We start from the raw sequence: 19,709 nt of genomic DNA, 5'->3' as shown, positions 1-19,709 counted from the left end.
GGGTTTGATATTGCCCTGATCCGGCGCGCCTTATAGCCATGTACGAAACGGCCCACTGACGGCTCTGCCCGGGGAGGAGACAATGGTTCAGGCAACCGACTTGCCGCGAAACGACGCCGGGATTGAAACCGCGATCGGCATTCTGAAACAACGGTTCGGCGACCGGCTGCAAACTGGCGCTGCGATCCGGGAACAGCATGGCCATACCACCACCTGGATCACCAACCAGAACCCGGACGCGGTGGTGTTTCCGCATACGACGGACGATGTCGCCGAGATTGTCAAAACCTGCGCCGCGCATAAAGTGCCGGTGATCCCCTTCGGGACCGGCACCTCGCTGGAAGGGCATGTGAATGCGCCAGCGGGCGGGGTCTCGGTGGACCTGACGCAGATGAACCGGGTGCTGGCGGTGCATGCCGAGGATCTGGATTGCGTCGTGCAGCCGGGTGTGACACGCCAGGACCTGAACACCCATCTGCGCGATCAGGGCCTGTTCTTTCCAATCGATCCGGGGGCCAATGCGTCGCTGGGCGGTATGGCGGCCACGCGCGCCTCGGGGACCAACGCGGTGCGGTATGGCACGATGAAGGACAATGTGCTGAGCCTTGAGGCGGTAATGCCCGACGGGCAGATCATCCGCACCGGCAACCGTGCGCGCAAATCTTCCGCCGGGTATGATCTGGCACGGCTGCTGATCGGGGCAGAGGGCACGCTGGGGATCATCACCGAACTGACCCTACGCCTGCATGGCATCCCCGAGGCGATCAGTTCCGCCCGCTGTTCCTTCCCGACCGTCGATGCCGCCTGCCGGGCTGTGATGATGACCATCCAATACGGTATTCCGGTGGCACGGATCGAATTGCTGGACCAGTTGTCGGTCAAGGCCGCCAACGCCTATTCCGGCCTGACCTTGCCCGAAACGCCCCTGTTGCTGCTTGAATTCCACGGCTCGGAAGCCGGTACGGCGGAACAGGCTGAAACCTTCGGACAGATCGCCGGAGAGTTCGGCGGCACCGATTTCGCCGCGACCTCGACCACAGAGGAACGCAACAAGCTCTGGCAGGCGCGCCACGACATGTATTGGGCCAGTTTGCAATTGCGCCCCGGCGCGCAAGGCGTTTCGACCGATGTGTGCGTGCCGATTTCGCGTCTGGCCGAGGCGGTGGGTGCCGCACAGGACAAGGCCGCGGCGCTGGGCCTGATTGCCCCGATTGTTGGGCATGTGGGCGATGGTAACTTTCACACCCTGCCGCTGATCGACATCGACAATGCCGATGAGATCGCGCGGGCGGATGAATTTATCGGGTGGCTCAACGATCTTGCCATCTCGATGGAGGGCACCTGCACCGGGGAACACGGCATCGGGCAGGGCAAACGCCCCTATCTGATCAAGGAACTCGGGGCCGCCACGCAGTACATGGCCGCGATCAAAGCGGCGCTGGACCCCGACAACATCATGAACCCGGGCAAGATCCTTTAGAGACCCTTCCAACTCAGGTCAGTATTCCGCCCCGAAATCGTCCAGATTTTCTGGTGAATCCAACCGGAACTGGAAGGGATGATGTCATGAGCGCCAAATACCTTGCTGGCTTCGCCGTTGTCTGCGGCCTTGTGGTTGCCGGTCTGGATTACATGCAGCAGGCGAAAACGACCGAGGGCGGGTTGAGCGTGCAGGACTATGCCGCGTCAGTCTCGTCCCGCATGGGGTTTTCCGGTCAGGTCGCAGCGGCTGAGACCCTGGCATTTCTGCCTACAGCCCCCCAAGGCTGGTCGCGCAGCGCGCCATCAGCCGGGGGTGGCGCATCGGTCTGGGGCAACCTCGACCGTCAGCATGACGCGGTTGGATGGGTCTATGACAACGGCACGGATGTCATCTGGCTGGAGGCCGCCCGCCCCGAGTTGCAGAAAACCAAAGGTGTCATGGCCGGAATGGCCGAGATTTCAGACGGCGAGGTTGCACCTCAGCCTGACTACCTTGGCTACGCGGTCGTCGGCGGCATCGGTTTCGGCCAGTTGCAGGTGCCAGCCCAGACGGCCTTTCGCACATTCGACGGCTGGGTCGGATTCGACGACGAAATCCGGATACGTGCCCGCGCCGCCGCATCGGACGAGGCTGTTCTTGCCCTGCTCGGGGACCTCGATTTCGACGGGCTGAACAACGCGCTGAAACACCCCGTTCCGACCATCGGGCAGGCGGTGCAAATCCCACCCGCGCAACAACCCGAGATCGCCGGGCAGATGATCGCCTTGCGCCGGGCGATGATTCAGGCCCGCGCCGACCTGGCGATCGAACGCACGCTGAATTCGGACGACCATATCGCGTTGATCAACGGTTTCGTCAAAGGTATCGCGCCCGGCGCCACGCTTGACGCAACAGGGGGCGAGGTGCCGGACTACGACACTGTCCTGCAGACGACGTATCGAAACGCGCTGGCTCTGATCATGGCGCAGCCGGGCGCGGAAACGGTCACCGATGCAGGCGCATCGGGTCCGTCCAGACTGACCTGCGCCAAGACCGGGATCAGCACACGCTGCCGCTCGGGCGGCTGAATCAGCCACGGAAACGGGCGGATTTGCGACCTGCATTTCACATGCGGGTCGTTTTTTTCATCTCACTGGTCGGATGAATGTCGCGTTTGCTGTCCGAAGTGCGCCATATGGTGTCAACTTAATTCAAGGGGAGACACCCGGCTATGAAAACCCAAGTCAAAGCACTGGTTGTTGGCGGCGGCGCCATCGGGACCTCGATTGCCTATCACCTGGCCAAGGCGGGCTGGGACGATGTGATGCTGATCGAACGGGATGAGTTGACCTCTGGCTCGACCTGGCACGCGGCGGGTCTGCTGCCGCTGTTCAACATGTCCTATGCGACGACCCATATCCACAAATACTCGGTCGATTTCTACAAGACGCTGGAAGAGGAAACCGGCCTGAACGCGGGTTTCGCCGTGGTTGGCAACCTGCGTATGGCGCAGACGCAAGACCGCATGGACGAATACATGCTCTATGCCTCGACGGCCGAGACCTGTGACGTCAAATACGAATGGCTGACGCCCGACCAGATCAAGGAACGCTGGCCGCTGATCGAAACCGGCGATCTGAAAGGCGCGATCTACCACACCGAGGACGGTTACATTAACCCGGCCGATGTGACGCAGGCGATGGCCAAGGGCGCCCGTCAGCGCGGCGTCGATATCGTCCGCAAGATGCAGGCCGATGCCTTCCATTGGACCGGCACCCACTGGGAAGTCACCTGCACCAAGATGGTCGAGCAGGGCGGCAACCTTGTGCCTTCGGACGAGCAGGTCGTCATCAGTGCCGAGCATGTGGTGACCGCCAGCGGCAACCACGCGCAGCGCACCGCCAAGATGCTGGGCATCAAGATGCCGGCGATCCCGGTCGAGCACACTTTCATCGTCATGGACAAGGACCCCGAGCTAGTCAAATGGCGTGAGGCTGGCAACCCCGAACACCCCGTTGTGCGCGACGCCGACAACGAATCCTATGCGCGCGAGGAACGTGGCGGCTGGATTTTGGGCATCTACGAACACGGTGCCCCTGCGCGGTTCGAATACGGCGTACCCGACAGCTTCCGCGCCGACCTGTTTCCGCTGGATCTGGACCGGATCGCCGAGCAATATATGGCGATGGCCGAACGCGTGCCCTCCTGCGCCGAATCTGGCCTGAAGGACGATTTCAACGGCCCGATCTGCTACACGCCTGATGGCAACCCGCTGGTTGGTCCCGCTCCGGGTCTGCGCAACATGTGGCTGGCCGAGGGCTTCTCGTTCGGCATCACCGCTGCGGGTGGCACCGGCTATTATCTGGCGCAGATGATGGTCGATGGCGAAGCTGAAATTGACATGGCCTCGCTGGACCCCAAACGGTATTCGTCCAACTGGATGACCACCGAATTTGCGGCCCGCAAGAACGAAGAATGCTACGAGCACGTCTATATCCTGCACCACCCCGACGAAGAGCGTGAAGCCTGCCGTCCGCTGCGCACCGTTCCGGCTTATGACCGCCAAAAGGCGCGCGGCGCGCAGTTCGGTTGGGTCAATGGTTGGGAACGTCCGAACTATTTCGGCCCGCTGGATGCACCTGACAATTTCGACAAAGAGGCGCGCAGCTTCCGCCGTGGCGGCTGGTGGCAATACGCCGTCGAAGAAGCCAAAGCGATCCGCGAGGGCGTCGGTCTGATCGACGCATCGGCCTTCACCAAGCATGTGGTCAAAGGCCCCGGTGCGACTGCATTCCTTGACTGGTTCACCTGCAACAAGCTGCCCAAAGTTGGTCGCATCAACCTGACCTACGCGCTGACCGCGCACGGCACCACCCGCACCGAATACACCATCGTCCGCAATGGCGAGAACAACTATTACCTCGTCTCTGCCGGTGCCTGGACCGAGTATGACGCCGACTATCTGCGCAAGGCGGCCGAGGACAAGATGGAGGAGTTCGGTTACATCGAGATCCAGGATGTGACTACCCAGTGGGGCGTTTTTGCCATCGCCGGACCCAAATCGCGGGACGTGCTGAAAGAGGTCATCAAGGATGCCGATCCGGACACCGCATTGTCCAACAAGCGCTTCCCGTGGCTGTCGGCCCGCCAGATCGAACTGGGCATGTGCCCGGTCAATGCGATCCGCGTGGCTTATACCGGTGAGTTGGGCTGGGAACTGCACCATCCCGTAGAGATGCAGAACTATCTGTTCGATCTGCTGGAAAAAGCCGGTGAGAAACACGGGATGAAGCTGGTCGGCGCCCGCGCCCAGAACTGGCTGCGGCAAGAGAAATCCTATCGCGCCTTCGGCACCGAACTGGGCCGCGACGCGACCCCGCTGGAAGCCGACCTGCCGCGCTTTGTCGATCTGTCCAAGGATTTCTACGGCAAAGCCAAGCTGGAAGAGACCGGCGTGCGCGTCAAATGCTGCACCCTGCTGATCGACGGACCGGACGATGCCGACCCCTGGGGCCGCGAGGCGCTGTATACGCCCGAAGGCGAGCGCGTGGGCCGTCTGACCTCGGGCGGGTATTCGGTGGCCTTCGGGAAATCCATCGGCATGGGCTATGTGAAGCCTGATCTGGCGGTCGAGGGCACCAGGCTGAAGGTCAAGATGCAGGACAAGCTGTGGGATGCGGTCGTGACCTGCGACAGCCCCTATGACCCGAAGAACGAGACCATCCGCAAGGACGGCTGATCATTCGGCCAACCTTGCCAGCAGGACCAAAGTCAAAGCCCGCTTCGGCGGGCTTTGTTGTTTGGATCATCCGGCAGGCTTTTCCGCGATGAAGGCAAGGTTGTTCGCGGGCATCTCGATCACATCCAGAACCCGCAAACCTGACTGCCCCAAATGCTCGGAAATTTGGCCGTCATTCTTGTATCCGATGCTGGCGTCCTGTTGGATCAAGGCTGCGTGAAACCGGATGTCACCCTCGCTCGTCAGCGCGCCGTTTCGCATGAAAGGCCCATAGAGTATGAAACGCCCCTTCGGGCGCAGCGCTTTGGCGGCCTCGTCAATCAGGAGTTCGGTTTCCGGCCAGGAAATCAGATGGATCAGGTTGATCAGGACAATCAGATCCTGCCCACCCAGATCAGTGTGCCAGCCCGGAACCAGGGCATTCAGCTCAACCGCTTTGGCGACATTGGGCAATCCCGCCGAATAGGCGTCGATACTGGCCCGGCGTTCCGTATCAATCTCGGTCGGTTGCCACGAGAGGTCCGGCAACCGCCGGGCAAAGGCGGCCACGTGCTGGCCGGTTCCGCTGGCGATTTCCAGCGCCTTGCCAATGGCGGGGGCAGTCCTGTCCAGCAAATCGCACAGCGCGTCGCAGTTTCGCGTGGCAGCTGGTGCGACCAGACGCGCGCCCTCGGCCCGAACAGCGCTGCCCGCGCGATTAGGCAAAGGCCGCTTGTTCATGCCCGTAACCTGTCCGGACGCAACGCGGCAACCACGTCGGGGGCGAGCTCTGTCGTATCTCCGGTGACCAGCGCCGCCACCAGTGCAGAGGCCGCCGGCGAGGTCTGGAACCCGTAGCCGCCTTGTCCCGCCGACCAGACGAATGTGGGCTCAGCCGGGTCCGGCCCCAGTACCAGAGTTCCATCCGGGGCAAAGCTGCGCAGACCGGCCCAGGTGACCTCGACCCGTGTTACCGGTTCGGTAACGACGTCCTCGTACCGGGCCAGACCTTCGGCCAGAACCATGTCGTCGGCATAAGCGTCCTGAGGCGGCACCGGGTCCGCCTCGGACGGGGACACCAGCAGTTTTCCGGCATCCGGCTTGGCGTACCAGGTCTCGTCCGCGCCCAGCATCATTGGCCATTTGGCCGTGTCATGCCCGCCCGGGGCAGGGATGCGGGCCATGGACCGGCGGCGCGGTGTGATCCCAATCGGCTGGATACCCGCCATGGCAGCGATTTCGTCGACCCACGCCCCGGCGGCGTTGATCAGGTAACGGGCCTCATAACTCTCATCGGCATCGACCACCCAATGCGCGGCCTTACGGATTGCGCTGACCTTGCGCTTGGTCAGAACCTGACCGCCATTCCGGCGGATCGTCCGGGCGAAATCCTGCAGCAGCCGGTCTGTGTCGATGTCAAAGGCCGCCTCGCTAACGGCGGCAAAGCCAAGACGTTCCGGTTTCAGGATCGGAATCCGGGCAATCGCCTGATCCGGCGTGATGTTTTGCAGGTTCAGATCTGTGGCATCTTTTGCAAAAACCTCGGCCTGCTCTTTGGTGCCAACCAGCATCAGCCCGCGCGGGCTGAGATAGCCGCCGTTTTCCGACCTCAGGAATTCGGCACCGGCCTTGTTCAGTTCCACCACCGATTCCGGACCATAGTTTTTCTCAAACAACGCCGCAGACCGGCCCGAGGCGTGGTAGCCAAGCGCGTCTTCCGCCTCGAGCACGGCCACGCGGCCATGCTCCGACAGGCGTGCACCGGCGCTCAGGCCCGCGATGCCGCCGCCAATGACAAGAAAATCAATCATGTCATTCCGCCCCGGCAGCGGGCTTTGCCCCGGCAAAATCGGATGGGAAATGGAAAAACATCGGCACCGCGCAACAATCCTGAAGCTTCTGATAAGCGTGTGCCAGACTATAAGCAGGCTTGAATTTGCCTATCAACCCATCCAAACATTGATGCATCATAAGCAGGAGGGCAGGGTGAGCACCGCAGATTTACACCCGATGGCCACAGGACATATTCCGTCCTATGTGACCCAGGCGGACGGAAGCGATTTTCTTTTTACATTCATGCTCATATTCACGGTCATCGTGATCGTGCTGATCGGGGTGGGGTATTTCACCCTGCATTCGATCCCGGAAAAGATCGCGCATGAATCCAACCATCCCCAGTTCCAACTGGTTGGGATACTGGCGCTTTTGGCCCTGTTTACTCATAACGGGCTGTTCTGGGTTGCGGCCATTCTGGTAGCAGGGTTCCAGTTCCCCGACTTTGCCGCCCCGCTGCGCGGGATAGCCGATGCGATCCGATCTCTGGCACCGCAACGCGCACCGGAACCGCCTGCGGACCTGCCCGACCCCGAACCCACCGCGCCGCAGGAGCAGTAAGTCATGCTTGAAACACTGATGTGCGCGCTTATTACCGTGCTGCCCGATTACCTGTTCCGCCGCTTCGTTCAGGGCAAGCGGATCGGGCACGAGATCACCCTGTTCACCATGTGGTACGAGCTGCGGTGGGGTCTGACGACCTGTGCCATTCTGGCGCTGACCGTGATCACCACATTGTTCTATTTCCACCCGTCCAGCAGCACCGCCGCATCCTATTTCCGGACCGTGACGATCCTGCCCCAGCTTGGTGGGCGGGTGTCCGAGGTGTATGTCCGCAACAACGAACAGGTCACAGCGGGCCAGCCGATTTTCCGGATCGAGGATTTCACCCAGACCGCTCAGGTCGAGGCTGCGCATGCCCAGATTGCGCAGGTTCAGGCCTCGCTGAAAGTGGCCGAGACGGATCTGGCCGAGGCGGAAGCCGGTATAGCCGGTGCCCGTGCGGCGCTGGATCAGTCGCTTGAGGATCTGGAGCGCAACACCACCCTGCGCGACGAAGGCTCAAGCGCGGTGCGTCTGGCCGAGATCGAGCGGCTTGAGAACCTTGTCGAAGAGCGTGAGGCGCAGGTGGTTGCGGCCCAGTCGCAACGCGCTGCGGTCGTGCAGCAGATCGAAGAACTGATCCCCGCGCAACTGGCCAGTGCCAACGCGCAACTGGATGCGGCCCTGACCGAGTTGGACAAGACGGTGATCAATGCCGGAGTGACCGGCCGGATCGAACAGTTCGGCCTGCAGGTGGGCGACTATGTCAGCCCGCTGCTGCGCCCCGCCGGTATTCTGGTGCCCTCGAACCTTGGCCGCGACCGGTTTCAGGCGGCGTTCAACCAGCTTTCCGCACAGGTCATCAAGCCCGGCATGATCGGAGAGCTTGGGTGCATGACCAAGCCCTTCACCGTGATCCCGATGGTCGTGGTCGAGGTGCAGGACGTGATCCCCTCGGGCCAGTTCCGGCCTTCGGACGAGTTGCGGGATGTGCAGAACAACACGGTTCCCGGCTCGATCCTCGTCTATATGGAGCCGCTCTATAAGGGCATGGCCGACAAGGTCCCGCCGGGCAGCAATTGTCTGGCGAATGTCTACACCGACAACCACGAACGGCTCGAACACGAAGACCTGGGCTTCTGGGAAAGCGCATTCCTGCATGTGGTCGATACGATTGGCGTGGTCCACGCCGCAGGCCTGCGCCTGCGCCTGATCCTGATGCCGGTGAATACGCTGGTGCTGAGCGGGCATTGAAGCCGAAATTCGCCATCAAGCGGTGGGTCGGACCCACGGCTTGATGGCTACCCACCCCATACCCCTTAGTGAAGAGCCTGCCGTCGCGTGTTAGGCTCGGGCTCGGGTCGTCTCGTTCGGACCTTGACGGTTCGTGCGCGGCGCGGCGGCAAAAGGCCGGATCGCGCGGCGTGCTGTTTAGCTCACAAACCTGACGCAGGGACTGTGTTTCAGGCGCTGCCGGAATTTGCCCTTTCGGGCGGTTTGGTTGTGGAGTTGCAGATTACTCTGCGAGTCTGAACTCCACAAGGTCATCCAGTTTGTACCCATGGGAGAGCAGTGCCTCGGTCACGAGATATGGTAGTTGTTTGAGTGACGGGAAGAGTTTGGTGTTGTCGCCACTTGCGAGTCGCAGTGCCAGGTCTCGTAGCTTGTTCAGGTTCGCAATGTACACAGCCTCATCAATGGTGTCGTTCAGAAACCATGCAGCCAGCCGATCCGTGATCAGAGGCATCGGGCCCGTAATTTTATTGCGTTCCGGGTAAGGAGCTAGTGTGGTCTCTATAACCAGAGCAAACTGATCAGCGCCCTGACGATGGATCGAGGCGCGCAGCGTCTGCGTTACATCATTCTGCGGAACGCCCCGAAACTTCTCGCGCAAAATCAACTTGCCTTCGACGCGGACAAACTTTCTAGGCTCTTCTTGGGTGGCTGCAGTCTGATAGAGTTTGAACGGTGTGCGCCGCAGGTGTTCACCGAATTTCTTCAGCAAGGGCGCAATATCCTTGCGTTTAGCAAGAAGTTCCCCGCTCTTCCACTTACTGACAGTGGACTGGCTCACGTTACACAGAGAGGCAATTGTCGTCTGCCGCATCCCGTGTTCCGATGCGATTCGGATCAGTTTTTCAGTGTCAGCGTAAAACTCGTTGTTTCTTTTGGCGCTCATTTCTTATCCTTAAGTGGGCCGGGCACCTGAAAGCGCCCGGCCGAAAGTCATGACTTTTTGGTACTGATCGTTTTGCGGTTCGGGTTCAGTTGTCCACCGCGATGACCTTGGGCTTTCGCATGGGTCTTGTTCTGTCCCGGCGAGCCCTTGTTGGGGTTTTTGATGTCTGCATTGTGGTTCGGCTTTTTCATGTCGTGCTCCTTTGATGTGTGACACGACTTGTTGGTAGCTTTTCTGCCGGATCGGCATAACGGAGCCAACTGGAATATTTTGGAATACTTGAAATATCAGAATTTCAGACCGGACTATTCTGCAAAAAAGGGGCCCGCGCGATGCGCGAGCCACTTTTTTGTTTCAAGTTGTCAGCCCGATTACTGCGGAATCTCGCCTTCCAGCCCTTCGACAAAGAAGTTCAGACCGGCCAGAGTGCCGTCATCCGCCACTTCGCCGTCTCCCAGCCAGTCGCTGCCGTCCTGCTTTTTGATAGGACCGGTGAAGGGATGGTATTCGCCGGACGCAATGGCTTCTTTCATTGCCAGGGCCTCGGCCTTGACATCTTCGGGTACGGCACTGGAAATCTCGCCGATCCCGACCATGCCTTTCTGGATGCCGTCCCAGGTGTCAATGCTCTCCCAATTGCCATTCATGACGGCTTCGGTGCGAGCGATGTAATACGGAGTCCAGTTGTCGATGATCGAGCTGACACGGGGATGTGGCGCATATTCCGCCATGTCCGCAGCCTGACCGAAGCCGATGACGTTGCCAGCTTCCTGCATCGCCGCCAAAGGTGCGGTCGAGTCCGTGTGCTGCAGGATCACGTCAGCGCCCTGCTCGATCAGAACGGTGGCGGCATCGGCTTCTTTTGACGGATCGAGCCAGGTGTAAATCCAGATAACCTTGAAATCGACTTCAGGGTTTACCTTTTTGGCGTGCAGGTAGGCCGAGTTGATGCCCCGGATCACTTCGGGGATCGGGTAGGAGCCGATATAGCCCACGATGTTGGACTCGGTCATTTTGCCCGCAATGTGGCCCTGGACCGCGCGGCCTTCATAGAAGCGGGCGGAATAGGTGGACACATTGTCTGCCCGTTTGTAACCGGTGGCGTGTTCGAACTTCACGTTCGGGAATTTTTTGGCCACGTTGATCGTCGGATCCATGAAGCCGAACGAGGTCGAGAAAATCAGGTCGGCCCCTTCCAGCGCCATTTGCGTCATGGCGCGTTCGGCATCGGGCCCTTCGGCCACGTTTTCCTGAAACACCAGTTCGACCTGGTCGCCGAAATGTTCCTGCATTTCTTTGGCCGAGTGATGGTGGTGCTGGTTCCATCCGCCGTCATTGATCGAGCCGACATAAATAAAACCGACCTTGGTCTTGTCCTGGGCGAGGGCGCCGGTCGCAAGACCAAGCGCAATCGCGGCTGTCGTCAGAAGTGATCTGAATTTCATGTAGTTACTCCCCAAGTTGGTACAGTTGGCCTCTAGTGCGAGGCATGAAAGGTTCGGCCCAATGCGGCAGGTGCGCTGCTCTTGTCGGCCGAAAGGATCACAAGCACAAGGATCGTGATGATGTAGGGCGACATTGCCAGATACTCGACAGGAATGGCAACGCCCGCTGCCTGCAAATTAAGCTGCAATACGGTGATGCCGCCGAACAAATAGGCACCCAGCAGGACACGCCATGGCTTCCAGCTGGCAAAGACCACCAGCGCAAGGGCGATCCAGCCAATTCCGGCGGTCATGCCATCGGTCCATTGAGGCACGCGGATCAGGCTGATATAGCCGCCACCCAGGCCTGCACAGGCACCGCCGAACAGGATCGCCATGAAGCGGATTTTGATCACCTTGTACCCCAGTGCATGCGCTGCATCGTGGTTTTCGCCCACCGCCCGGAGGATCAGACCGACGCGGGTGTATTTCAGCACAGCCCAGACAGCGGCGGTCAGCGCGATACCGACATAGAGGATCGGGTCATGCTGGAACAGGATCGGGCCAATGACCGGGATGTCGCTGATCACCGGGATGTGGATCTCTCCCATGTCCGGAGGTTTGATGCCCACATAGCTCTGGCCCATCAGCGCACTGAATCCCAGACCAAACAGCGTCAGGGCCAGACCGCTTGCCACCTGATTGGCCAGCGCCACCTGCGTCAGCAGCACGAACAGCAGCGACAGCACCGCGCCGCCAATGGCGGCCGCGATAAAGCCCAGCCAGGGGGATCCGGTCTCGACCGAGATCGCAAAGCCGCTGATTGCGCCGACAATCATCATCCCCTCGACGCCGAGGTTCAGAACGCCCGCCTTTTCGACGACCAGCTCGCCGATCGCGGCCAGCAGCAGGGGGGTTGCAGCCACCATCAGCGAGGCGACCAGAAGGACGGGATTGATTTCACCAAGGTCCATATCACGCTACCTCGCTACGAGCCGCACGGATGCGGTAGTTTGTCAGAAGATCGAAAGCCAGCAGGAAGAACAGGAGCATGCCCTGAAACACCTGAATGGCAGCGGCGGGCAGGCCCAGCTGGGACTGCGCGATTTCACCGCCAATATAGGTCAGCGCCATCAGGCCACCGGCCAACAGGATGCCCACCGGATGCAGGCGGCCCAGAAAGGCCACAATGATTGCGGTAAAGCCATAGCCCACGTTAAAGTCGATGCTGACCACGCCCGCGGGCCCGGACACCTCGAACATCCCCGCCAGACCAGCCAGCGCGCCGGACAGACCCAGACAGAGCAGGATCAGACGCGCCGGATTCACACCAGCGAATTTCGCCGCACGCGGCGCTTCGCCTGTCAGGCGGATGTGAAAGCCCAGCATATGCCGGTTCAGCAGCACATAGGCAAAGATCACCGCGATCAGCGCTGTCACCACACCCCAGTGCATCCCCGACCCGGCGATCAGTTCGGCATTATGCGCGCTTTCATAGGATTGCAGGTTGCGCGACCCGGGGAACCCGAAGCCCTCGGGGTTCTTTAGCAGACCCAACGAGACCGAGGCCAGCATCTGTTCGGCGACATAGACCAGCATCAAAGACACCAGAATCTCATTCGTCCCGAACCGCACCTTCAGAAAGGCCGGGATCATCGCCCAAAGCCAGCCGCCAAACGCGCCCGCGATCACCATGATCGGAAAGATGTAAAACGCATCCAGCGGGTAAAAGGCCAAGCCGGCACCAGCGCCAAAGATCGCGCCCATGATGTATTGCCCCTCGGCCCCGATATTCCAGATACCGGCGCGGAACCCCAGCGACAGGCCGATGGCGATCAGCACCAGAGGCGCGCCCTTCACCAGCAATTGCGGGCGGTAATAAAAGGAAAATTCGCCGAACAGGGGCTCCCAGAAAATGGTTCCGATGGCCTCGACCGGGTTCTTGCCCAGAATGGCGAACAGAATGCCGCCAAACACCATCGTCGCGATCACCGCGACCAGAGGTGTGGCGTAAGACCACGCCTTGGACGGCTGCGGCCGTTTCTCCAACACAATCATCTGCTCATCCCCCGCCTGTCTTCATCTTTTTTTAAATACTCTCGCCGAAGGCGACGCCACGGATCACACATGCGCCACCTCCATTCCATGGGCACCACCCATCATCAGACCGATCTCATCAACCGTCAGGCCCGTGGTTGTGCGCGGCGCGCTCAGCCGCCCTTCGTTCAGTGCGGCGAAGCTGTCCGAGATTTCCATCAACTCATCGAGGTCCTGTGAAATACAGATCACTGCCGTCCCCTTGGCCGCCAGGTCCAGAATGGCCTGCCGGATTGAGGCTGCGGCAGCGGCATCCACGCCCCAGGTCGGCTGGTTGACCACCAGCACATCCGGGTTCTGCAATACCTCGCGCCCAATGACGAATTTCTGCAGGTTCCCGCCCGAAAGCGACCGCGCCGCGTTGTCTGGCCCCGGCGTGCGCACATCAAAGGCTTCGATGATCTTCTCGGCAAAACTCTTGGTCTCGGCCCATTTCAGGAACCCGTTATTCTCCAGCCCTTCCCGCACCGAACCGGTGAGCAGGGCATTCTCTGTCAGACTCATATCCGGGGCGGCGGCATGGCCCAGCCGTTCCTCGGGCGCGGTCAGCACGCCCAGTTTGCGCCGGGAAGTCGGCCCCAGCCTGCCAATGGCTTGGCCGTTGAACTTGATCGCATCCGCAGCGGTCGGGATTTCGCCCGACAGCACGCCCAGCAGTTCATCCTGCCCGTTCCCGGCGACACCGCCGATGCCCAGAACCTCGCCTTTGCGAACCGTCATGTGGACGTTCTTCAGCGCAGTGCCAAATTCCGAGGGCGAAGGCACCGACAAACCGCTGACATCCAGCGCCACCTCGCCGAAGTCACGGCCCGAGCGTTCCGGTGTCTGCAGGGTCGAGCCCACCATCATCTCGGCCATGTCGCGCGCCGAGGTCTCAGCGGGAACACATTCGCCCACATTCTTGCCCAGCCGCAGAATCGTGGCGTGATCGCAGAGCGTGCGAATCTCTTCCAGCTTGTGCGAGATATAGAGGATCGAGGTGCCCTCGGACCGCAATTTGTTCAGCGTCTCGAACAGGATATCAACCTCCTGCGGGGTCAGCACGCTGGTCGGCTCGTCCATGATCAGCAGTTTAGGGTCCTGCAGCAGGCAGCGGATGATCTCGACCCGCTGGCGTTCCCCCGCGGACAGGTCGCCCACGGTGCGATAGGGGTCCAGCGGCAGGCCATAGGTCTCGGACACTTCGCGGATACGCGAGGCCAGATCCCCCATCGGCGGCGGGTTCTCCATCCCCAGCGCAATATTCTCAGCCACGTTCAACGCGTCGAACAGCGAAAAATGCTGGAACACCATCGCGATCCCATCGGCCCGCGCCGCACGAGGTTCTGGCGGAGCAAACGGCTGGCCGCGCAGCAGCATGGTGCCGCTGTCGGGCTTCACCAGCCCGTAGATCATCTTGACCAGCGTGGATTTTCCCGCGCCGTTCTCGCCCAGCAGGGCATGAACTTCGCCCTCACAGATGTCAAAAGACACCTGATCATTGGCCACGACGCCGGGATAGGCCTTGGTCAGCCCTTGCAAGCTTAAAAGTGGAGTGGTCACGCGCTCAGGTCCTTCTTTCCTTCGTTCTGCCGGGCAGGGCGCAAAAGCTGCGCCGCGACACCAACTGCGATCATTTGCGGGTGTTTGCCCAGGGACGGGTCCCCGATCGGGCAGGTGATCCGGCTGATCCGTTCGGGCGCATGCCCCAACGCAGCCAGCCGGGACCGGAATCGCGCCCATTTCGTAGCCGAGCCGATCAGCCCCGCAAAGCGGAAATCATGCAAAAGCAGGCTGTTGCACAGTTCCAGGTCCAGATTGTGTGAATAAGTCAGCACCAGATGCTCCGCATCACGCGGCGCGTGGCGGACCAGCTCTGCCGGTTTGGTCGCGGGAACAACGGTGACGCCCGCCGGAACATCCTGCGGAAACCGCTCGGGCCCGGTATCCACCCATGTGATGGCCAGATCGGGCAGGGGTGACAGAACATCAACCAACGCGCGGCCCACATGCCCCGCGCCCCAAATCCAAAGCTCTCGTGCAGGCTTGTGCACCGGCTCGATCATCCAGCCATCGACCAACTGTGGTTCCGGCGCGATGCCCTGACCGCGCGCGGCGGCCAGCAGGCGTTTGACCGACAGGGGCATATCCCGGTCTGTTGCGGAACGCGCGATCACCCGGTCGTTCAGCGCGTTCACGGCGTCGAGGTCATAGACTTCGCTCAGCAGAGACACCGCACCGCCGCAGCATTGCCCCATCTCCGGGCCAAGCGCGTGGTGGGACAGGCGGGCTGGGGTGGTTTGCGCCCGCGCAGCCTGTGCCGCCTGAAATTCCAGTGTGCCCCCGCCGATGGTACCGCTTTGCCCGAAGCCGTTTTCTTCTGGCCAGACCAGCATCGCAGCGCCCACTTCGCGCGGGGACGATCCCTTAATCCCGGCGATGACCACCCGGACCACACGCCCGTGGGTTTTGACCGCCTCCCTCAAAGCCTCCAGGTCAAATCCCATCAGATGCCTCCCTTCATCCTTTGGACGCCGCGCCAGACCTCTTCGGCTGTGGCGGGCGCATCCAGCGCCGGATAGCTGTCGCCGCAAGCGGCCACCGCATCCGACAGGGCCAGCCAGGCGGATATGCCCAGCATGAAGGGCGGCTCACCCACCGCTTTCGAGCGATAGATCGTGTCCTCGCGGTTCGCACCGTCCCAAAGCGCCACGTTGAAAATGTCGGGCCGGTCGGAACAGGCCGGAATCTTGTAGGTCGAGGGCGCATGCGTGCGCAGGTTGCCCTTGCCGTCCCAGACCAGTTCCTCGGTCGTCAGCCAGCCCGCGCCCTGCACGTAGCCGCCTTCGACCTGCCCGATATCCAGCACCGGGTTCAGCGAGGCTCCGGCGTCATGCAGAATATCCGTGCGCAGGATGCGGTTCTCGCCGGTCAGGGTGTCCACGGCGACCTCGGTGACCGCGGCGCCATAAGCGAAGTAGAAAAATGGACGGCCCCGGCCCTTGATCCGGTCCCATTTGACCTTGGGGGTTTTGTAGAAACCCGTGGCCGACAGGCTGACGCGGCCCTGATAGACCATCGCCGCGGCCTCAGCGAAGCTGTAGCGTTCTGCGCCAACCGAAACCTGCCCGTCCGCGAAGGTCACGGTGGAGGGATCGGCCTGATGCCGTTCCGCCAGATAATCGGCCATCCGGTCGCGGATCGTATCGCAGGCCGCTTTCACGGCCATCCCGTTCAGGTCACTGCCCGAAGATGCCGCCGTGGCCGAGGTATTCGGGACCTTGGCGGTATCGGTAGCGGTGATCTTAACCATCTCCAGCGGGATACCAAAGCGCGCGGCTGCAACCTGCGCCACCTTCTGGAACAGACCCTGACCCATCTCGGTCCCGCCATGGTTCAGATGGACCGAGCCGTCCTGATACACATGCACCAGCGCGCCCGCCTGATTCAGGTGAGTCAGCGTGAAGGAGATGCCGAATTTGACCGGAGAAAAGGCGATGCCCTTCTTGATCACGCCGTTCTCGGCGTTCCACTTCTGAATCGCGGCCTTGCGCGCGGCGTAGTCGCTGGATTTCAGCAACGCCTCGGTCATGCCGTGCAGTTCGAAATCGCTGACCTCCATGCCATAGGGCGTGGTATTGCCACCGGCGGGCAGAGGGCGCACGGGTGCATCGCCCATCTCAACAGCGCCGCGGCTGGTCAGGTCCTCATGCGGATCGGGGTGGCCGAGCGGTTTCTCCGCCGGTTCGGTCTCGGCCACCGCATGCGCCGGCTCATAGTAGTTCCGGCGGCGCAGTTCGACCGGGTCCAGCCCCAGTTCATAGGCGGCGTGGTCCATCACCCGTTCGATCCCGACCATTCCCTGCGGGCCGCCAAAGCCGCGATAGGCGGTGGCGGATTGGGTGTTGGTCTTTAGCCGGTGACTCTCGATCCGGGCATTGGGCAGCAGATAGGCGTTGTCCGAATGCAGCATGGCGCGGTCCGCGACAGGCAGGGACAGGTCCTGTGCCCAGCCGCAGATGGCGTAGTGGTGGAACGAGACGCCTTGGATATGACCGTTCTCATCGAACCCGGCCTTGTACGCGATGCGGAAGGCATGGCGCTTGCCGGTGATGATCATGTCATCGTCGCGGTCATAGCGCATCTTGCAGGCCTTGCCGGTGGCGCGCGCGGCGACAGCACAACCGACGGCCAGCGCGTTGCCCTGACTCTCCTTGCCACCGAACCCTCCGCCCATGCGGCGGGTCTCGACCCGGATAGCGTGCATGGGAACGCCCAGAGCGTCGGCCACCTTGTGCTGGATCTCGGTCGGGTGCTGGGTCGAGCTATGCACCAGCATGTCCGCGCCTTCATTCGGCACGGCCAAAGCGGCCTGACCCTCGAGATAGAAATGCTCCTGCCCGCCCAATTCGAACGTGCCTTCGATCACATGGGCGGCATTTGCAATGGCCGCATCGGCATCGCCCTTGGCGTAGATACGCGGGCCGTCCTCGAACCGGCTGTCAGCGGCCAGCGCCTCTTCGACCGTCAGGATCGGGGTGTCTTCGGCATAGTCGATCTTGCCCAGACGCGCGGCCTTGCGCGCAGCCAGATGGCTGGTGGCGATGACCAGAAACACCGGCTGGCCGATATAATGCACCGTGCCGTCCGACAGCAGCGGTTCATCGTGGATCGAAGGCGAGACGTCGTTGGCAAAGGGCAGGTCCTCGGCGGTCATCACCATGACAACGCCTTGGGCCTCTTTCACCGCCGACAGGTCCATCGCGGTGATCGCGCCCTTGGCAATCGGGCTGAGGCCAAAGGCCAGATGCAGCGTGCCTTTGGGCGTCGGAATGTCATCCACGTAGCGCGCCGCGCCTGCCACATGCAGAGGGGCAGTGTCATGGGGGAGGGATTTGGTCACGCTCATGCCGACACCTCCAGCACGTTGGTCACTTCACCCTGATCTTCAAGGAAATACCGTTCCAGCATCGCTTTGGCGGTTTCCAGACGATAGGTTGCCGAGGCGCGCATGTCCGTGAGTGGTGAATAATCGTCGGCAAAGGCAGGCAGCGCGGCGTCAATCGTCTCGCGCGTCCAGGGTTTGCCGATCAGCGCGGCCTCGACATGGGTTGCCCGTTTCGGAACACCGGCCATGCCGCCAAACGCGATACGCGCCTGCGTGACGGTGCCCTCTGAAACGGTGATATTGAAACAGCCGCAGACGGCCGAGATATCCTGATCGAACCGCTTGCTGAGCTTGTAGGTCTTCAGCCTGTCCGGCTGACGGGGGAAGCTGACGGCCTCGACAAACTCACCGGGCGCGCGGTCCTGTTTACCGTAGTCGATAAAGAATGCTTCCAACGGGATGGACCGGCGCTCATCGCCTTTGCGCAGGTGCAGGGTTGCATCCAGAGCAATCAGCGCAGGCGGGTTGTCCCCGATCGGCGAGCCGTTGGCGATGTTACCGCCCACGGTGGCCGCGTGGCGCACCTGAACGCTGGCATAGCGGTGGATCATTTCAGCGTAGGAGGGATGCAGATCGGCCAGCGCCTCGCCCATCCGGTTCATGTCGACCATCGCGCCGAAACGGATTTCGCTGTCGGTGATCGTGATTTGTTTCAGGTCATCGCAGCGGTTCAGGAAGATCACCGGGTCCAGATCGCGCAGCTGTTTGGTGACCCAGAGGCCCACATCCGTCGCACCGGCGATCAGGGTGGCGTCCGGGTTCTGGGCATAAGCCGCGGCCAAAGCGTCGGATGATCCGGGCAGCATGGGCGAGGTGTTTTGTGCAGCAACAGGCGCGTCCTTGACCCAGACCGGCACGGGCTGATCCTCGACAACCTGCGCCGCCCGAATGATCGGCGCGTAACCCGTACAGCGGCACAGGTTGCCGGCAAGCTGGGTGTCGTGATCGGTTGCGCCATTTGCGTGGCTTGCCACCATCGACATGACGAAACCGGGGGTGCAGAAGCCGCATTGCGACCCGTGCAGGTCCACCATCGCCTGCTGGACCGGATGCGCCTCGCCATTCGGGCCGCTGGCCCCTTCGACGGTGCGGATCGCCTTGCCATGCAGCTGGGGCAGGAAGAGGATGCAGGAATTCAGCGCTTTGTGGCCATCCTCATCCGTCACCATGACGGTACAGGCCCCGCAATCGCCTTCGTTGCAGCCTTCCTTGGTACCGGTCAGGCCGCGATCCTCGCGCAGCCAGTCCAGCAGGGTCGCTGTCGGATCGACATCCGCCAGTTCCACTGTCTCTCCGTTCAGAAGAAACGTGATATTCATTCGAGAAACCCGTCGCCTTACCCGGTTGCGCCCCTCTGGCCCTCCTTCGATGCGACGTAGAAAGAGTGGCGGGCGAGTAGCTTGCCGTTCGATGTTAGAAACAGCGCGGCTGATCTGGCAAGAAAAACTGCCTGGGCGATACATCATTAGGCCCTGCTGGCGGTCAAGTTGCGTATGTGTTGAGTCTTCAGCCCGTTGAAATAAAAC

Annotated in this window: 16 protein-coding genes; 5 read left to right on the top strand and 11 right to left on the bottom strand. The window is 61.4% G+C overall.

Going from position 1 to position 19,709, the window contains the following annotated elements:
* Positions 1 to 82 precede the first annotated feature (82 nt).
* The 3 genes from ACR0EZ_RS09845 (at position 83) to ACR0EZ_RS09835 (ending at position 5,201) form a co-directional block, all read left to right on the top strand.
* Positions 83 to 1,480 (top strand): FAD-binding oxidoreductase, encoded by a 1,398-nt coding sequence (locus ACR0EZ_RS09845; protein ID WP_480612574.1) that lies wholly within the window; start codon positions 83 to 85, stop codon positions 1,478 to 1,480.
* Positions 1,481 to 1,566: 86 nt separating this feature from the next.
* Complete coding sequence (locus ACR0EZ_RS09840) at positions 1,567 to 2,550, top strand: hypothetical protein (RefSeq protein ID WP_480612573.1); 984 nt, start codon at positions 1,567 to 1,569, stop codon at positions 2,548 to 2,550.
* Between the two features lie 143 nt (positions 2,551 to 2,693).
* Complete coding sequence (locus ACR0EZ_RS09835) at positions 2,694 to 5,201, top strand: GcvT family protein (protein ID WP_480612572.1); 2,508 nt, start codon at positions 2,694 to 2,696, stop codon at positions 5,199 to 5,201.
* 66 nt (positions 5,202 to 5,267) lie between these two features.
* Here ACR0EZ_RS09835 and ACR0EZ_RS09830 read toward each other — a convergent pair whose 3' ends face one another.
* On the bottom strand, positions 5,268 to 5,921 hold the full coding sequence (locus ACR0EZ_RS09830) for a DUF938 domain-containing protein (RefSeq protein WP_480612571.1): 654 nt from the start codon (positions 5,919 to 5,921) through the stop codon (positions 5,268 to 5,270).
* Complete coding sequence (locus ACR0EZ_RS09825; RefSeq protein ID WP_480612570.1) at positions 5,918 to 6,991, bottom strand: NAD(P)/FAD-dependent oxidoreductase; 1,074 nt, start codon at positions 6,989 to 6,991, stop codon at positions 5,918 to 5,920. Before ACR0EZ_RS09825 ends, ACR0EZ_RS09830 begins: the two co-directional genes overlap by 4 nt.
* Positions 6,992 to 7,166: 175 nt before the next feature.
* Here ACR0EZ_RS09825 and ACR0EZ_RS09820 point away from each other — a divergent pair, with 175 nt between their 5' ends.
* The gene (locus ACR0EZ_RS09820; protein ID WP_480612569.1) at positions 7,167 to 7,574 is read left to right on the top strand and encodes a hypothetical protein; all 408 of its coding nucleotides are present in this window, start codon (positions 7,167 to 7,169) and stop codon (positions 7,572 to 7,574) included.
* Between the two features lie 3 nt (positions 7,575 to 7,577).
* Positions 7,578 to 8,810: an HlyD family secretion protein gene (locus tag ACR0EZ_RS09815; protein ID WP_480612568.1), complete on the top strand. Its 1,233-nt coding sequence runs from the start codon at positions 7,578 to 7,580 to the stop codon at positions 8,808 to 8,810.
* Between the two features lie 262 nt (positions 8,811 to 9,072).
* Here the strand turns inward: ACR0EZ_RS09815 and ACR0EZ_RS09810 are convergent, their stop codons facing one another.
* The 9 genes from ACR0EZ_RS09810 to xdhA form a co-directional block, all read right to left on the bottom strand.
* The gene (locus ACR0EZ_RS09810) at positions 9,073 to 9,735 is read right to left on the bottom strand and encodes a helix-turn-helix domain-containing protein (RefSeq protein ID WP_480612567.1); all 663 of its coding nucleotides are present in this window, start codon (positions 9,733 to 9,735) and stop codon (positions 9,073 to 9,075) included.
* A 47-nt stretch (positions 9,736 to 9,782) separates the two neighbouring features.
* Complete coding sequence (locus ACR0EZ_RS09805) at positions 9,783 to 9,926, bottom strand: hypothetical protein (protein WP_480612566.1); 144 nt, start codon at positions 9,924 to 9,926, stop codon at positions 9,783 to 9,785.
* A 180-nt stretch (positions 9,927 to 10,106) separates the two neighbouring features.
* Complete coding sequence (locus ACR0EZ_RS09800; RefSeq protein ID WP_480612565.1) at positions 10,107 to 11,180, bottom strand: BMP family ABC transporter substrate-binding protein; 1,074 nt, start codon at positions 11,178 to 11,180, stop codon at positions 10,107 to 10,109.
* Between the two features lie 32 nt (positions 11,181 to 11,212).
* Entirely contained in the window at positions 11,213 to 12,133 is a 921-nt protein-coding gene (locus tag ACR0EZ_RS09795) for an ABC transporter permease (RefSeq protein WP_480612564.1), read from the bottom strand.
* Between the two features lies 1 nt (position 12,134).
* The gene (locus ACR0EZ_RS09790) at positions 12,135 to 13,217 is read right to left on the bottom strand and encodes an ABC transporter permease (protein WP_480612563.1); all 1,083 of its coding nucleotides are present in this window, start codon (positions 13,215 to 13,217) and stop codon (positions 12,135 to 12,137) included.
* 63 nt (positions 13,218 to 13,280) lie between these two features.
* Positions 13,281 to 14,798: an ABC transporter ATP-binding protein gene (locus tag ACR0EZ_RS09785; RefSeq protein WP_480612562.1), complete on the bottom strand. Its 1,518-nt coding sequence runs from the start codon at positions 14,796 to 14,798 to the stop codon at positions 13,281 to 13,283.
* Positions 14,795 to 15,742 carry a xanthine dehydrogenase accessory protein XdhC gene (xdhC, locus tag ACR0EZ_RS09780; RefSeq protein ID WP_480612561.1) on the bottom strand — a complete coding sequence of 316 codons (948 nt, stop codon included), beginning with the start codon at positions 15,740 to 15,742 and terminating at the stop codon, positions 14,795 to 14,797. The genes ACR0EZ_RS09785 and xdhC overlap by 4 nt, the downstream gene beginning before the upstream one ends.
* Positions 15,742 to 18,144: a xanthine dehydrogenase molybdopterin binding subunit gene (gene xdhB / locus ACR0EZ_RS09775; RefSeq protein ID WP_480612560.1), complete on the bottom strand. Its 2,403-nt coding sequence runs from the start codon at positions 18,142 to 18,144 to the stop codon at positions 15,742 to 15,744. The genes xdhC and xdhB overlap by 1 nt, the downstream gene beginning before the upstream one ends.
* On the bottom strand, positions 18,141 to 19,502 hold the full coding sequence (xdhA, locus tag ACR0EZ_RS09770; RefSeq protein WP_480612559.1) for a xanthine dehydrogenase small subunit: 1,362 nt from the start codon (positions 19,500 to 19,502) through the stop codon (positions 18,141 to 18,143). The genes xdhB and xdhA overlap by 4 nt, the downstream gene beginning before the upstream one ends.
* Positions 19,503 to 19,709: the final 207 nt, after the last annotated feature.

The organism is Ruegeria sp. AK4, assembly GCF_056541025.1.
This window is presented reverse-complemented; position numbering and strand designations above follow the sequence as displayed.

Coding starts and splice junctions, on each gene's coding strand:
- ACR0EZ_RS09845 (WP_480612574.1), top strand. CDS start 83: ATGGTTCAGGCAACCGACTTGCCGCGAAACGACGCCGGGATTGAAACC.
- ACR0EZ_RS09840 (WP_480612573.1), top strand. CDS start 1,567: ATGAGCGCCAAATACCTTGCTGGCTTCGCCGTTGTCTGCGGCCTTGTG.
- ACR0EZ_RS09835 (WP_480612572.1), top strand. CDS start 2,694: ATGAAAACCCAAGTCAAAGCACTGGTTGTTGGCGGCGGCGCCATCGGG.
- ACR0EZ_RS09830 (WP_480612571.1), bottom strand. CDS start 5,921: ATGAACAAGCGGCCTTTGCCTAATCGCGCGGGCAGCGCTGTTCGGGCC.
- ACR0EZ_RS09825 (WP_480612570.1), bottom strand. CDS start 6,991: ATGATTGATTTTCTTGTCATTGGCGGCGGCATCGCGGGCCTGAGCGCC.
- ACR0EZ_RS09815 (WP_480612568.1), top strand. CDS start 7,578: ATGCTTGAAACACTGATGTGCGCGCTTATTACCGTGCTGCCCGATTAC.
- ACR0EZ_RS09810 (WP_480612567.1), bottom strand. CDS start 9,735: ATGAGCGCCAAAAGAAACAACGAGTTTTACGCTGACACTGAAAAACTG.
- ACR0EZ_RS09805 (WP_480612566.1), bottom strand. CDS start 9,926: ATGAAAAAGCCGAACCACAATGCAGACATCAAAAACCCCAACAAGGGC.
- ACR0EZ_RS09800 (WP_480612565.1), bottom strand. CDS start 11,180: ATGAAATTCAGATCACTTCTGACGACAGCCGCGATTGCGCTTGGTCTT.
- ACR0EZ_RS09795 (WP_480612564.1), bottom strand. CDS start 12,133: ATGGACCTTGGTGAAATCAATCCCGTCCTTCTGGTCGCCTCGCTGATG.
- ACR0EZ_RS09790 (WP_480612563.1), bottom strand. CDS start 13,217: ATGATTGTGTTGGAGAAACGGCCGCAGCCGTCCAAGGCGTGGTCTTAC.
- xdhC (WP_480612561.1), bottom strand. CDS start 15,742: ATGGGATTTGACCTGGAGGCTTTGAGGGAGGCGGTCAAAACCCACGGG.
- xdhB (WP_480612560.1), bottom strand. CDS start 18,144: ATGAGCGTGACCAAATCCCTCCCCCATGACACTGCCCCTCTGCATGTG.
- xdhA (WP_480612559.1), bottom strand. CDS start 19,502: ATGAATATCACGTTTCTTCTGAACGGAGAGACAGTGGAACTGGCGGAT.